Here is a 14,680-nt window from a genome sequence, read left to right as displayed (position 1 = left end):
GTCAGGCGGCCGGGCGGACGTCGCGCGTGGTCGCCTCGACGACGGGACGCAGCATGAGGAGGACGAGCACGATGACGGCGAGCACCAGCGCGACGACGACCCACGGGGTCACGCCCACCTGGAGCGAGCTGACCGCGACGACCCCCTGGAGGATCTGCCACGTCGCGACGGGCGACCGTGCCCAGCGCTGCCCGCGCAGCAGCCCGCGGAGGCTCGCGGCGAGCACGGCTCCCACGCCGAGCGCGAAGACGACGAGGAAGACGCTCACCCCGAACGACTGCGACCCACCACGGACGAGCTCGACGAGGATCAGCACCGCGCCCACCACGAGCGCGGCGATCTCGACGCCCACCCCGGCGACGAGCGCCGTCAGCGCGGGCGGCCGCGACCCCCCGTCGGACGACGGTCCCGGGGGCGTCGGGCGGGGCTCGGGCGGGGTTCCGGAGGGCTCGCGGGAGGGCACGATCACCCAGCGTACGCGGCGACCTGCGGCTTCACACCCGTGTGACGAAGGCCTCACGATTCATGCGACGGAAACTTTCTCGTAACCCCTTGTGCTGTGCTTCACGAGGTGTGAACCTGGTTCAAGCATCAATCACCCCCCGCCTCGAGCCCTTGGCCCGGGCAGCCCCCTGCCGGGTCGCCCAGCGACGAGTCATCACCTCGCGACCAGGCTCCCCTCTGCCCGAAGGAGACGACGAACATGGACTGGCGCCACCGCGCAGCCTGCCTCGACGAAGACCCCGAGCTGTTCTTCCCCATCGGGAACACCGGCCCTGCGCTCCTGCAGATCGAGGAGGCGAAAGCCGTCTGCCGCCGCTGCGACGTCGTCGACACGTGCCTCAAGTGGGCCATCGAGTCCGGCCAGGACGCCGGCGTCTGGGGCGGCCTCTCCGAGGACGAGCGCCGCGCCCTCAAGCGCCGCACCGCGCGCGCACGCCGCGCCGGCTGACACGACACGCCGCTCCGCCCTCCGGGCGTCGAGCAGCACGACGGGCCGTCACCCTCCGGGGTGGCGGCCCGTCGTCGTACCGGCGGTCAGCCCTGGCGGTTGCCGTCGCGCAGCACGAGCGCGAGCACGACCTGGGTGCCCCCGCCGGGGCGCGGCGACCACTCGATGGTGCCGCCGAGCTCGTTCGTCACGAGGGTCTGCACGATCTGCGAGCCCAGGCCGCTCTTGGCGGCCTTGCCTGCGCGGGCGACGTCGCCGTCGGGCATGCCGACGCCGTCGTCCGCCACGACGATCCGCAGGGCCGACCCGTCGCGCTCGACCGCGACCTCGACCGTGCCGGTGTCCTGCTTCGCGAGGCCGTGCTCGACCGCGTTGGTGACGAGCTCGGTGAGGATGAGCGCGAGCGGGGTCGCGTCCTCCGCGGGCACGAGCCCGAAGCTCCCCGTCCGCACGGTCCGCACGCTCGTGTCGGCGGAGGCGACGTCGGCCGCGAGGCGCAGCGCGCGACCGACCATGTCGTCGAACTCCACCTCCTCGTCGAGCGTCTGCGACAGGCTCTCGTGCACGAGCGCGATCGTCGCGACGCGCCGCATCGCCTCCTCCAGCGCGGCACGCGCCTCCGGGACGTCCATGCGCCGGGCCTGCAGCCGCAGGAGCGCCGCGACGGTCTGGAGGTTGTTCTTCACGCGGTGGTGGATCTCGCGGATCGTCGCGTCCTTGGTGATGAGCTCGCGCTCGCGACGGCGCAGCTCGGAGACGTCGCGGCACAGCAGGACGGCGCCGATGCGCTGCCCGGACTCGGTGAGCGGGAGGGCGCGCAGCGACAGCGCGACGCGCTGCGCCTCGATCTCGGTGCGCCAGGGCGCACGGCCCATGACGACGAGCGGCAGCGACTCGTCCACGGGGTTCTGGTGCTCGATGAGGTCGGCCGTCACCTCGGCGAGCGAGCGCCCGACGAGCGGACCGATCACGCCGAGGCGGTGGAAGCAGCTCAGCGCGTTGGGGCTCGCGTAGAGCACCTCGCCCTCGGAGTTCAGCCGGATGAGGCCGTCGCCGACGCGCGGCGCGCCGCGCCGCGGCCCGGTCGCGGCGTTCGGGAAGGGGAACTCCCCGCGCGAGATCATCGCGATGAGGTCGTCCGCGGCCTCGACGTAGTTGAGCTCGAGGCGGCTGGGCGTGCGCCCGCTCCCGAGGTTGGTCTGCCGCGCGACGACGGCGATCGCCTTCCCGGAGTGCAGCACCGGGATGGCCTCCTCGCGCACGGCGTACGCGCCGAACCAGCGCGGCTCGCGCGAGCGCTGCGACCGCACCTCGGTGAGCGCGCGCTCGAGCTGCGGGCGCTGCCCCTCGGGGGCGAACGACCCGACGATGTCGTCGTAGTGGACGGTCGCGCCCGTCGACGGCCGGCACTGGGAGACGGCGACGAAGTTGCCGTCGCTCGTGGGCAGCCACAGCACGAGGTCGGCGAACGCGAGGTCGGAGATCACCTGCCAGTCGCCCACGAGCAGGTGCAACCACTCGTTGTCCGCCGGGCTGAGGTCGGCGTGGCGGGAGATGAGGTCACTCATGGCAGACACGGACCCCAGCGTAGAGGGGCGCGACCGGTAGAGTCCCCTCAGCGCCCGCGTGCGCGGTCGCCAGAACCGTCAGCCGTCCCGTCGACCGGCCCGTCACGGGCCGGCGCAGGGTCCGAGGAGGTCCCGTGCACCTGAGCGTCGAGCTCCGCTACCCCGCCCCCGTCCCCGCCGTCGGGGCGATGCTCGCGGACGAGGAGTTCGTCCGCTGGCGCGCTGCCCGCTCCGGCGGCGACGGCGCCCACGTCGAGCAGGTCGACGTCACCGGCGGGCCGGACGAGGGGTTCACCGTCGCGGTGCGGCGGACGCTGCCCACGGACCAGATCCCCGCGCACGTCCGGTCGTTCGTCGGGGGTCGTCTCGAGATCCGGCAGGCGGAGGTCTGGGAGCCGGAGCGCGACGGCGAGCGGTCGGGCACGGTGTCGCTCGAGATCACCGGCGCGCCGGTGCGCCTCACGGGCACCGTGACGCTCTCCCCCGAGGGTGACGGCACGGTCGAGCGCTACGACGGCGAGGTCAAGGCCAACGTGCCGCTCTTCGGCGGCGCGATCGAGCAGGCTGCGGCCGAGGCCGTGCGGACGGCGCTCGCCGCCGAGGAGTCCGCCGGCCTCGCCTGGCTGTCGCGCTGACCGCCGACCGGGCGGAGTCCGGCGTGGCCCGACCGACGCGGGCACTCGTCGGCACCGCGCGGAGACCGGTCTCGAACCGGTAACGATTTCCACAGAATCCGACCAACCGGTAAGTCACCGCAACGCTCTGACCTGCGCAGACACCCGGGTGGGAGCGCAACCACACCCCTCCGAGCACGAGCGTGGCTTGACACGGGTTCGGGCGGGAACGCACGATCAGGCCGTTGTGTGGAAGCGCTACCACATTGGAGGTGGGAGCGCTGCCACGACCCCGCCCCACCGACAAGGGAGTCACCGTGCTGAGCAGCACCCGTACGACCCGCCGGCCCCGCAAGGCGATCGCCGCCGTCGCAGGCCTCGCGGCCATCACCCTCACCCTGACCGCGTGCTCGAGCGGCTCCGGCTCGAACGACGACGCGACGGGCTCCGGCGACGGAGACAAGATCACGCTCACCGTCGCGACGTTCAACGACTTCGGCTACACGGACGAGCTCCTCGCCGCGTACACCGCGGAGCACCCGAACGTCACCGTCAAGCAGACGAAGGCCGCCAAGTCCGAGGACGCGCGGACCAACCTCACCACGAAGCTCGCCGCCGGCGGCGAGGGCCTCGCGGACATCGAGGCCATCGAGGTCGACTGGCTCCCGGAGCTCATGCAGTACCCCGACCTCTTCACCGACCTCACCGACTCGTCGCTCGACGGCCGCTGGGTGGACTGGAAGGTCCAGCAGGCGACGACGACGGACGGCAAGCTCATCGGCTACGGCACCGACATCGGCCCGAGCGCGATCTGCTACCGCCAGGATCTGTTCGAGGCCGCGGGCCTCCCGAGCGACCCGGCCGGCGTGGCCGAGCTCCTCGGTGGCGAGGACGCCACGTGGGACGACTACTTCGCCGCGGGCGCCACGTTCGTCGCCGCGAGCGACTCGGCCTGGTACGACTCCGCGATGTCCATCTCGCAGGCCATGGTCAACCAGATCGACAACGCCTACGAGGAGTCCGACGGCACGCCCAAGGACCTCGCGTCCAACCAGCCGATCATCGACATCTACGACACGGTGCTCGAGCAGTCGACGACGAACGAGCTCTCCGCCGGCCTCGAGCAGTGGTCGGGCGACTGGGACGCCGCGTTCCAGAACGACGGCTTCGCGACGATGATCTGCCCCGCGTGGATGACCGGCCCGGTCGAGGAGCGCTCGGGCGGCGTCACCGGCTGGAACGTCGCGGACGTCTTCCCCGGCGGCGGCCTCAACTGGGGCGGCTCGTTCCTCACGGTGCCGGCCTCCGGCCCGAACGCCGAGGCGGCCAAGGAGCTCGCCGCGTGGCTGACCGACCCGGCGCAGCAGACGACGGCCTTCGAGAACGCGGGCACGTTCCCGTCGCAGCTCGAGGCGCAGGAGTCCGACGCCGTGCAGTCCTTCACGAACGACTTCTTCAACGACGCCCCGGTCGGCACGATCTTCGTGAACCGTGCGCTCGCGATCGACAGCGCGCCGTTCAAGGGCGCGAACTACTTCTCGATCCACACGGCCGTCCAGGACGGCATCAAGCGCGTGGACGTCGAGAAGACGGACGACGCCGCCTCCTCGTGGCAGAAGACGCTCCAGTCCTTCCAGGACCTGGGCCTGTGACCTGACGGGGCCGGGGGCGGCACGACCTGCCGCCCCCGGCCCCGCGCGCGTCCGCCCGCGGACGACGCCCCGCACCCGCAGCCACCCAGCGCCACCGAGCAGCCCAGGAATCCCACATGGCCGTCCTCACGCCCACCCAGCCCTCGCCCGGGCTCAGCGGTCCGCCGCCGCGCACGCCGCGCCGCGTCGGCTTCTCCCAGCGCCTCAGCCGCTGGGACGTCAAGGTCTCGCCCTACCTCTACATCTCGCCCTTCTTCATACTGTTCGCGATCACGGGGCTCTTCCCGCTCGTGTACACCGCCGTCGTGTCCGTCTACGACTGGAACCTGCTCGGCGGCCAGGGCGACTTCGTCGGTCTCCAGAACTACACGGACGTCCTCGCGCAGCCCACGTTCTGGAAGTCCCTGCGCAACACCGTCTCGATCTTCGTGCTCTCGTCCGTGCCGCAGGTCCTCGCCGCGATCGCGATCGCCGCGCTGCTCGACCAGAACCTGCGCGCCGCGACCTTCTGGCGCATGGGCGTCCTGCTGCCGTACGTCGTCGCACCCGTCGCGGTCTCGATGATCTTCGGCCGCCTGTTCGCCGACCAGTACGGGCTCATCAACGAGCTGCTCGGCCTCGTCGGCGTCGACCCGATCCGCTGGCACGCCGACGCCCTCGCGAGCCACGTCGCCATCGCGTCGATGGTGAACTTCCGCTGGACGGGGTACAACGCGCTGATCTTCCTCGCCGCGATGCAGGCCGTGCCGCGCGAGCTGTACGAGGCCGCGATCATCGACGGCGCCGGGCGCGTGCGCCAGTTCTTCTCCGTGACCGTCCCGCAGATCCGCGCCACGATCATCTTCGTCGTCATCACCTCGACGATCGGTGGCCTGCAGATCTTCGACGAGCCGCGCATGTTCGACGCGCAGGGCCTCGGCGGCGCCGACCGCCAGTGGATGACGACCGTGCTCTACCTCTACGACGTCGCGTGGGGCAACCAGAAGAACTTCGGTCGTGCGGCCGCCGTCGCGTGGCTGCTGTTCCTGCTCATCATCCTCGTGGGCATCGTCAACTTCCTCGTCACCCGGCGGATCGCCACGTCGAACGCGCAGCCGCGACCGCCACGCTGGGTGCGTCGCCGGCAGGAGGCGCGCAAGCGCCTGCGCGCCGAGGACGCCATGTCCGCGCAGCGCTCCGCCGCGGGGACCGAGGCGTCCGTCCCGACCGCCGCCAGCCCGACCGACCGGAGGAAGCGATGAGCTCCGTCCCCGTCATCGCCCAGACCGCCGGCCCGGGCGCGGCCCGCGCCGCGTCCCGCCGCCGGAGCGCCGGGAAGAACGTGGGCGGCACGCAGCGCCGCCCACGCTGGGTCACCTACACCATCCTCGGGATCGTCCTGCTGATCTCGGTGTTCCCGCTGTACTTCACGCTGATCCTGGGATCCTCGACGCCCGAGGAGATCTCGCGCAGCGCGCTGCCCCAGCTCCTGCCGGACGCGAGCCTGTTCGACCGGTTCGCCGACGTCATGAGCTCGGACGCGATCAACTTCTGGAAGGCCGCCTGGAACTCGGTGGTCGTCGCGGTGCTCACGTCCCTCTCGGTCGTGCTGTTCTCGACGCTCGCCGGCTTCTCGTTCGCGAAGCTCCGGTTCCGCGGCCGCGGCCCGCTGCTCGTCTTCGTCATCGCGACGATGGCGGTCCCCACGCAGCTCGGCGTCATCCCGATGTACATCCTCATGTCGGACCTCGGGTGGATCGGCAAGCTCCAGGCCGTCATCGTGCCCGCGCTCGTCACGGCGTTCGGCGTCTTCTGGATGACGCAGTACCTGGGCGAGGCGCTGCCGTACGAGCTCATCGAGGCGGCCCGGGTCGACGGCGCGTCCATGATCCGCACGTTCTGGTCCATCGCGCTGCCGGCGGCCCGCCCGGCCGCCGCGATGCTGGGCCTGTTCACGTTCGTGCAGCAGTGGACGAACTTCTTCTGGCCGTCCATCGTGCTCAACCAGAACAACCCGACGCTGCCGCTCGTGGTGCGGTCCCTGCAGTCGAACTTCTTCGTCGACTACTCGCTCGTCATGGCCGGGATCTTCCTCGTCACGCTGCCGCTCATCGTCATCTTCATCTTCACCGGCCGCCAGCTCGTGGCGGGCATCATGCAGGGCGCCGTCAAGGGCTGACGCCCGGCGCCCCGCGCCGCACGACCCGCCCACCACCCGGTGGGCGCGGTCCGTGCTGCGTGCCGACCGTCGCGCGGGCGGGCCCGACCGGCCCGCCCGCGTGCCATCCCGCGACTTCTCGAAGGACAATCGACCATGACCAGCTTCGTCCCGTCCGCGCCCCTCCTCCCGAACCCGGCGACCGCGACCGGACGCGTCGAGATGCCCCCGGGCTTCCTCTGGGGCGCCGCGACGGCCGCGTTCCAGATCGAGGGCGCGGGGCACACCGACGGGCGCACGGACTCCGTGTGGGACGCGTTCGCCCGCGTGCCGGGCGCCGTCGTGAACGGTGACGACGGCATGGTCGCGTGCGACCACTACCACCGGTACCGCGAGGACGTCGCGCTCCTGCGCGGCCTCGACCTCGGGGCCTACCGGTTCTCGACGTCGTGGGCTCGCGTGCGTCCCGACGGCGGCGCGGTGAACCCCGCCGGGCTCGCGTTCTACGACCGCCTCGTCGACGAGCTGCTCGCGGCGGACGTCCTGCCGTGGCTCACGCTCTACCACTGGGACCTCCCCCAGGCGCTCGAGGAGAAGGGCGGCTGGACGTCGCGCGACACGGCGTACCTCTTCGCCGAGTACGCGGTGACGATGCACGAGGCGCTCGGTGACCGCGTCGGCGTGTGGACGACCCTCAACGAGCCGTGGTGCTCCGCGTTCCTCGGCTACACCGCGGGCGTGCACGCGCCCGGTCGGCAGTCGCGCGAGGACGGCCTCGCCGCCGCGCACCACCTGCTGCTCGGGCACGGCCTCGCGGTCCAGGCGCTGCGCGAGCGCGCGCCGGAGGCGAACCTCGGGCTCACGCTCAACTTCACGGTGTCCGACCCGGTCGACCCGCAGGACCCGGCCGACGTCGACGCCGCGCGGCGGATCGACGGCCAGTTCAACCGGATCTTCCTCGACCCCGTCTTCCACGGCGAGTACCCGGCCGACGTCCTCGAGGACGTCGCGCCCTACGGGCTGCTCGAGCACGTCAAGGACGGCGACCTCGAGATCATCTCCACCCCGATCGACACGCTCGGCGTCAACTACTACAACGGCGGGGCCGTCTCGGCCCGCCCGCAGGCGGCGGCGCCCGGCGCCGAGGGCGACGGCGCCGGGGGCACCCGCCCCGAGGGCGTCCGCGACGAGGCGGCCGGCGACGCGCCCGTGCGCGCGACGTCGTCCCCCTACCCCGCCGCGGACGGCGTGCACGCCCACTCGCGCGGCCTGCCGCGCACGGACATGGGCTGGGAGGTCCAGCCCGAGGGGCTGACGCGCCTGCTCACCCGCCTGCAGCGCGACTTCACCGGCCCGCGCGGCGTCGCGATGTACATCACCGAGAACGGTGCCGCCTACCCGGACCAGGTGGGCCCGGACGGCTCGGTCGACGACCAGGACCGGCTCGAGTTCCTCGACGCGCACCTGCGCGCGACGCGCGACGCGATCGACGCCGGGGCGGACGTGCGCGGCTACTTCGCGTGGTCGCTCCTCGACAACTTCGAGTGGGCGCTCGGCTACACGAAGCGGTTCGGCATCGTCCGGGTCGACTACGAGACGCAGGAGCGCACCGTCAAGGCGAGCGGCGCCTGGTACGGCCAGGTCGCGCGCGACAACGCGATCCCGGCGCGCGAGACGCCGGCCGCGGACCCCGCCCCGGCCGAGTGAGGACGACGGTGAGGACACGGTGAGCGGGGCGGTGCGGACCGGGGAGCGCGCGCGCGATACTGTCCGGATGAACAGCCTGCGCTCCGCGCCGACCCTGGACGAGGTGGCCCAGACGGCGGGTGTCTCGCGCTCGACGGCGTCGCGCGCCATCAACGGCGGTCTGCGGGTGTCCCCCGAGGCGCAGGCGGCGGTCGACGCCGCCGTCGCGCAGCTCGGCTACACGCCCAACCGCGCCGCCCGCTCGCTCGTGACGCGCCGCACGGACTCGATCGCCCTCGTGGTCCCCGAGCCGGACGAGCGCATCCTCACCGACCCGTTCCTCGCGGGCACGATGCGCGGCGTGAGCGCCGCGCTCGGCGGCACCGACCTGCAGCTCGTGCTGCTGTTCGCGCGCCCCGACGAGCAGCCTGGCCGCATCGTGCGGTACCTCAGCAGCGGCCACGTCGACGGCGCGATCGTCGCGTCGCACCACCGCGACGACGAGCTCGAGGAGGCGCTCCTCGCGGCGCGCCTGCCCGCCGTGTTCGTGGGGCGGCCGTTCCGCCCGACGCCGGACCTCCTCTACGTCGACGTGGACAACGTCGAGGGCGGGCGCCTCGCGGCGCGGCGCCTCGTCGAGGCGGGCCGGCGCCGCATCGCGACGATCGCCGGCCCGCAGGACATGACGGCGGGCGTGGACCGGCTCACGGGCTTCCGCGAGGTGCTGCGCGACGCCGGCCTGCCGGACGACGCGGTCGAGATCGGCGACTTCGCCGTCGCGGGCGGCGCGGCGGCCATGGAGCGCCTCCTCGCCGCGCACCCCGACGTCGACGGCCTGTTCGTCGCGTCCGACCTCATGGCCGAGGGCGCGCTGCGCGTGCTCGCAGCCCACGGCCGCGACGTGCCGCGCGACGTGTCCGTCGTCGGCTTCGACAACCTCGCCACCGCCGCCACGACGTCGCCCCCGCTCACCACGGTGCAGAACCCGATGGTCGAGATGGTGCGCGGCGCGACCGACCTCCTGCTCGACCTCGTGGGCGGCCGCGGCGACGAGATCGCGTCGCAGGTCCTCGCGCCCGAGCTCGTCGAGCGCGACTCCGTCTGACCCGTCGTCGGTCCCCGACTGCGTCCCGACAGCCCCCCGGGCCGCCGGGGCGCGACGCCGTGGGCGGTCGCTCGTAGCCTGGCGACGTGCACCCGTCCACGGAACCGGTGGCCACGCTCTCGCGGGCCGACGTCCTCGCCGCGCGCTGGCACGCCCACCAGCTCGACCGGGCGCCGGGCGCGGCCGCCGCGGCGACGGACGTCGCCGTCCTCGACCTGGGCGTCCAGGACACGGGGGCCGACGGCGCCGCGTGGGCGCTCGCCGTCCGCGGCGCCCCGCCGATCACGCCCGGCACCCTGCCGCCCGACCTCGCGCTCGCGTGGACCCTGCGGGGCGCCCCGCACGTCTACCGCCGGGCGGACCTCGCCGAGGTCGCGACCGCCACGGCCCCGTTCTCCGAGGCCGACGCCGCCAAGCGGGTCTACGACGCGAGCCGACCGCTCCGTGCGGCCGGTGTCGCCGTGCTCGAGGCGCTGCGCACCGAGGCGCGGCTGGAGCGCGACCTCGTCGAGACCCCGACCGTCAAGGGCGACCTCTCGACGCGGCTCACCGCGCGGCTCCCGGAGCCGCACCTGCGCTGGTGCGGGCCGTGCGGCGCCACCCACAGCTACGAGCAGACGTTCCGCCTCGCGGCCCTGCAGGCCGGGCTCGAGCTCGAGCCGGGCTCGTCCCCGCCCGTGCTGCGGCGCGTCCCCGGGCTCGAGCCGCCGCTCTACGGGCGCCTCGGCGACGACGCCCCGCCGCGCCTGGACGTCGTGCGCGGCTACCTGCGGTTCTTCCCCGGCGCGAGCGTCCAGGACGTCGCCGCGTTCCTCGACGCCCCGGTCAAGGACGTCCGGAGCCGGTGGCCCGACGACGCGGTCCGCGTCGAGGTGACCGACGTCGAGCCGGGTGCGCGGCCGACCGAGAGATGGGTGCTCGCCGACGACCTCGGGCACGTCACGGGCGCCGCCGGGCGCGAGCGCGGCGCGCGGCCCGCAGCCGGTGTCCCGGCCGTGCGCCTCGTGGGCCCCTACGACCTGTTCCTCCAGCTGCGCGACCGCGCGACGCTCGTCCCGGGCGTCGCGCGCGCCCAGGACCTGTGGCGGGTCCTCGGCCGGCCCGGGGCCGTGCTCGCGGGCGGTGAGGTCGTGGGCACGTGGCGGCCCCGCGCGTCGGGCCGGCGCCTCACGGTCCGCACCGACCCGTGGGTCCCGTGGGACGCCGGGCTCACCGACGCCGTCGCCGAGCAGGCGGAGCGCCTGCGCGCGTTCCGCGACGCGACGTCCGTGACGGTGGTACCGGCGCAGGACGCGTCGTAGAGCCCGGCCCGTCGAGGGAGAGGCCTGGTCGAGCCCGGGCCCCTCCCGCGACGGCGCGGCGGGTCAGTGCTTCACGTGGCCGTACCGGTGGGTCGTGCGGCTGACCGCCTGCTCGTGGAGCACGGCGAGCAGCTCGCGACGACCGCTCGCGACGACGGGGTGGTCGAGCACCGTCACCTCGCCGACGCGCTCGGCCGCGGCCTCGTGCAGCCCCGGCGCCGAGCCGACGACGCGGACCCGGCCCCGGACCGCGCCGGACGCGACGCGGCGCGCGAACTCCTCGTCGCTCACGGCGGCGTCGCCCACGCTCGGCACGACGACCGCCGGCACGCCCGCGGTGCGCGCGGCGTGCAGCACGCGCTCGACCTCGACGGGGAGCGCGTCCGCGCCGACGCGCACGGTGAGCACGTCGACCGGGCGGTAGCGGAACACGTTCGCCTCGACGTGCAGGCCCGACGGGTCGTGGCCCACGGAGAACTCCCGCGCCCACCAGCGCGCGTCGTCGGCCTGCGCCCACGCGAGCCACGCCTCGGGCGCGGTCTCGCGCGCGGGCGGCGTGGCGTCGGCCGGCGCGGCACGCCCCGGGCCGGTGCTGCCCGACGACGTCCCCGCGCCCTCGCCGGCGTCCTCGCCCGGCGCGTCGCTCCAGCGCCCGAGCTGCGCGACGTAGTTCGGCCCGCCCGCCTTGGCGCCCGGGCCGACGGCCGACTGCTTCCAGCCGCCGAACGACTGCCGCTGCACGATCGCGCCCGTGATGTGCCGGTTGACGTAGGCGTTGCCCGCCTGGACGGCGTCGAGCCAGCGCTCGACCTCGGCGTCGTCGAGGCTGTGGATGCCGCCCGTCAGGCCGAACGGGACCGCGTTCTGGAGCGCGATCGCCTCGTCGAGCGTCGCGGCGGTCATGATCCCGAGGACCGGGCCGAAGTACTCGGTGAGGTGGAACGGCGACCCGGGCGCGACGCCCTCCTTGAGGCCGGGCGTCCAGAGGCGGCCCTCCAGATCGGGCCCGCCGTCGAGCAGCCGCGGCCGCACGAGCCAGGACTCCCCCGGCTCCAGGGTCGTCAGCGCGTGCAGCAGCTTGCCCGACGCGGGCTCGGTGAGCGGGCCCATGGTCGTCGAGACGTCGGTCGCCGGGCCGACGGCGAGCGAGCGCACCGCGTCCACGAGCTGGCGCCGCACGCGCCGCCCCGTCTCGGTCCGCGGGTCGCCCGCCGAGCCGACGAGGATCGCGAGCGACGCGGCCGAGCACTTCTGCCCCGCGTGCCCGAACGCCGACCGCACGAGGTCCGCGACCGCGAGGTCGAGGTCCGCCGACGGCGTGACGACGAGCGCGTTCTTGCCCGACGTCTCGGCGAGCACCGGGCGCGACGGCTTCCACCGCGCGAAGAGCTGCGCGGTCTCGATCGAGCCCGTGAGCACGACGCGAGCGACGTCGTCGTGCGTCACGAGGCGGGTGCCGAGCTCGTCGTCGGGCACGCGGACGTACTGCACGACCTCCGTCACCGAGCTCGCGTCCAGCGCCGGGAAGTCTCCCGGCGCCGCGGCCACCGCGTCGCGCAGGCCCGCGTGGACCGCCTCGACGGCGACCTCGAGGCAGCGCGGCGTCGGCGGCGCGGGCTTGGCGAGCACGGCCGACCCGGCCGCGAGCGCCGCGAGGACCCCGCCCACGGGGATCGCGACGGGGAAGTTCCACGGCGGCGTGACGAGCGTGACGCCGTCGGGCGCGAACCGGGCGCCGGGCACGTGGTCCAGCTCCTCGGCGGAGCGCGCGTAGTAGCGCGCGAAGTCGACGGCCTCGCTCACCTCGGGGTCGGCCTCGGCGACGGTCTTGCCGGGCTCGTGCACCATCGCGGCGACGAGGTCGGTGCGTGCCTCCTCCAGGCGCCGGGCGACCGCACGCAGGGCGGCGGCGCGGGCCGCCGGGGCGACCTGCGACCACGCGGCGGTCGCGCGCACGGCGGTCGCGACGGCGTCGTCCACCTGCGCGGTCGTGGTGAGCTGGGGCGTGCGGACGGGGACGTACCCGGAGCCGGTCCCGGTGACGTGGCGGGCCCAGTCGCGCGAGGCGGCGACCGCCGGGTCGGTGTCGGGGGCGTTCGCGAACCCGGTGCCGGTCCCCTCAGGCACGGTGCCGTCGGGCTCCGGGCTCGCCGACCCGGCGCCGACGGCGGGCCGGGGCGCGCGGCGCGGCGCGACGTCGGTCTCGGCGTAGTGCACCCCGTGGCGCACCGACGCGCGGAACGCGGCCTCCTGGCGCTCCATGGGGCTGCCCGCGGGCGACCCGTCGGGCGCGAACATGGCGTGCAGGAAGTTCTGCTCGGCGGCGTTCTCCTCGAGGCGGCGCACGAGGTAGGAGATCGCGACGTCGAAGTCCTCGTCGCGCACGACGGGCGTGTACAGCACGACGCGCCCGCCGCGCCCGGCGTGCGGGCCGCTCTCGACGCGGTCGGTCGCGACCTCGTCGCGCACGGCGCGCGCCTCGCCGGGGGCCATGCCCTGGAGCATCTCGACGTCGAGCGCGTGGCTCACGCCGCGGGCCCGGCCGAGGAGCACGGCGAGCGCGACGTGGAAGAGGTTGTGGCTCGCGACGCCGATGCGCACGGCGTCGGTCCGCGGCGCGCGCAGGGCGTGGTCGAGGAGGCGGACGTAGTTGGCGTCGACGTCGGGCTTGGTCGGGTAGGGCGCCTGCGGCCAGCCGTGCAGCTCGGCCTCGACGGCCTCCATCGCGAGGTTCGCGCCCTTGACGAGGCGCACCTTGACCGGCGCTCCCCCGGCGGCGACGCGCTCGGCCGCGAAGCGCGTGAGCCCGTCGAGCGCACCGAGCGCGTCGGGCAGGTACGCCTGGAGCACGATCCCGGCCTCGAGGTCGTGCAGGTCGTCGTGCGCGAGGATCTCGCGGAAGACCGCGGTCGTGAGCGCGAGGTCCTTGTACTCCTCCATGTCGAGGTTGAGGAAGACGCCGTGCTCGCGCGCGGCCCGGTACAGCGGCAGGAGCCGCTCCACGACCCGCGCGCACGACCCGTCGAGGTCCCACGTGACGAGCTGCGACGCGACGGACGACACCTTGACCGACACGTAGTCGACGTCGGGCCGCCGCACGAGCGCGAGGGTGCGCTCGAGGCGGGCGTCCGCCTCGGCCTCGCCGAGCACGGCCTCGCCGAGGAGGTTGACGTTGAGCGCGTAGCCCTCCGCGCGGGTCCGGGCGAGGTGCGGGCCGAGGCCGCGGCCGGCGTCGGCCACGAGGTGGCCCACGAGCTGGCGCAGGCGCACGCGCGCGGCCGGCACGACGACGCGCGGCAGCACCGGCGCGACGCCCGCCCCGACGCGCAGGAGCGACCGGTCGACCGGCCCGAGGAACGCCCCCGCGCTGCCCGCGAGCTCGCCGAGGCGGCCGAGCGCCCGCGCGGCGACGTGCACGTCCTGGGGGCGCGCGACGTCGTCGACGAACCGGACCGCGAGCTCGAGGCCCGCGGGGTCGGAGACGAGCGCACCGAGCCGCTCGGCGGTCCTGCGGGCGCGCGCGTCGCCCGCTCCCTCGCTGGCGGCGAGCCAGCGCCGGGCCAGCGCGACGGCCTCCTCGACGAGGTCGTCCGGGGAGGTGAGGCTCGTGTCGCCGACGGCTCCGGGGGTGGGGAGCGGCCGGGCGGGCGCGTCGTTGCTCATCC

The 14,680-nt window shown here is 74.5% G+C and carries 11 protein-coding genes; 8 read left to right on the top strand and 3 right to left on the bottom strand.

The window, feature by feature from the left end; all coding sequences use genetic code 11:
* Position 1: 1 nt before the first annotated feature.
* The gene (locus ABIE39_RS09835; RefSeq protein WP_175009096.1) at positions 2 to 463 is read right to left on the bottom strand and encodes a hypothetical protein; all 462 of its coding nucleotides are present in this window, start codon (positions 461 to 463) and stop codon (positions 2 to 4) included.
* Between the two features lie 240 nt (positions 464 to 703).
* Here ABIE39_RS09835 and ABIE39_RS09830 point away from each other — a divergent pair, with 240 nt between their 5' ends.
* Positions 704 to 952 carry a WhiB family transcriptional regulator gene (locus tag ABIE39_RS09830; protein ID WP_021481972.1) on the top strand — a complete coding sequence of 83 codons (249 nt, stop codon included), beginning with the start codon at positions 704 to 706 and terminating at the stop codon, positions 950 to 952.
* 86 nt (positions 953 to 1,038) lie between these two features.
* Here ABIE39_RS09830 and ABIE39_RS09825 read toward each other — a convergent pair whose 3' ends face one another.
* The gene (locus ABIE39_RS09825) at positions 1,039 to 2,520 is read right to left on the bottom strand and encodes a histidine kinase N-terminal domain-containing protein (protein ID WP_175009201.1); all 1,482 of its coding nucleotides are present in this window, start codon (positions 2,518 to 2,520) and stop codon (positions 1,039 to 1,041) included.
* A gap of 134 nt (positions 2,521 to 2,654) precedes the next feature.
* Here ABIE39_RS09825 and ABIE39_RS09820 point away from each other — a divergent pair, with 134 nt between their 5' ends.
* From ABIE39_RS09820 to ABIE39_RS09790, 7 genes are all read left to right on the top strand, one after another.
* Positions 2,655 to 3,155, top strand: a complete 501-nt coding sequence (locus ABIE39_RS09820) for a DUF2505 domain-containing protein (RefSeq protein ID WP_074807760.1) — start codon at positions 2,655 to 2,657, stop codon at positions 3,153 to 3,155.
* 296 nt (positions 3,156 to 3,451) lie between these two features.
* Positions 3,452 to 4,786, top strand: a complete 1,335-nt coding sequence (locus ABIE39_RS09815; protein ID WP_175009094.1) for an extracellular solute-binding protein — start codon at positions 3,452 to 3,454, stop codon at positions 4,784 to 4,786.
* Positions 4,787 to 4,902: 116 nt separating this feature from the next.
* Positions 4,903 to 6,027 carry a carbohydrate ABC transporter permease gene (locus ABIE39_RS09810; RefSeq protein WP_074807765.1) on the top strand — a complete coding sequence of 375 codons (1,125 nt, stop codon included), beginning with the start codon at positions 4,903 to 4,905 and terminating at the stop codon, positions 6,025 to 6,027.
* Positions 6,024 to 6,944, top strand: a complete 921-nt coding sequence (locus ABIE39_RS09805) for a carbohydrate ABC transporter permease (RefSeq protein WP_034651858.1) — start codon at positions 6,024 to 6,026, stop codon at positions 6,942 to 6,944. Before ABIE39_RS09810 ends, ABIE39_RS09805 begins: the two co-directional genes overlap by 4 nt.
* A 135-nt stretch (positions 6,945 to 7,079) precedes the next feature.
* Positions 7,080 to 8,630, top strand: coding sequence for a glycoside hydrolase family 1 protein (locus ABIE39_RS09800; protein ID WP_354051558.1), 1,551 nt, complete (start codon positions 7,080 to 7,082; stop codon positions 8,628 to 8,630).
* 67 nt (positions 8,631 to 8,697) lie between these two features.
* Positions 8,698 to 9,714 carry a LacI family DNA-binding transcriptional regulator gene (locus ABIE39_RS09795; RefSeq protein WP_086150845.1) on the top strand — a complete coding sequence of 339 codons (1,017 nt, stop codon included), beginning with the start codon at positions 8,698 to 8,700 and terminating at the stop codon, positions 9,712 to 9,714.
* A gap of 86 nt (positions 9,715 to 9,800) precedes the next feature.
* The gene (locus ABIE39_RS09790; RefSeq protein ID WP_222592394.1) at positions 9,801 to 11,015 is read left to right on the top strand and encodes a DNA glycosylase AlkZ-like family protein; all 1,215 of its coding nucleotides are present in this window, start codon (positions 9,801 to 9,803) and stop codon (positions 11,013 to 11,015) included.
* Positions 11,016 to 11,078: 63 nt separating this feature from the next.
* Here ABIE39_RS09790 and ABIE39_RS09785 read toward each other — a convergent pair whose 3' ends face one another.
* Complete coding sequence (locus tag ABIE39_RS09785) at positions 11,079 to 14,678, bottom strand: proline dehydrogenase family protein (protein ID WP_354051556.1); 3,600 nt, start codon at positions 14,676 to 14,678, stop codon at positions 11,079 to 11,081.
* Positions 14,679 to 14,680: the final 2 nt, after the last annotated feature.

Source organism: Cellulosimicrobium sp. 4261, from assembly GCF_040546915.1.
GTDB classification, from domain to species: Bacteria; Actinomycetota; Actinomycetes; order Actinomycetales; family Cellulomonadaceae; genus Cellulosimicrobium; species Cellulosimicrobium cinnabarinum.
Note: the sequence above shows the minus strand (reverse complement) of the source record. Positions and strands in the feature narration are given on the sequence as shown.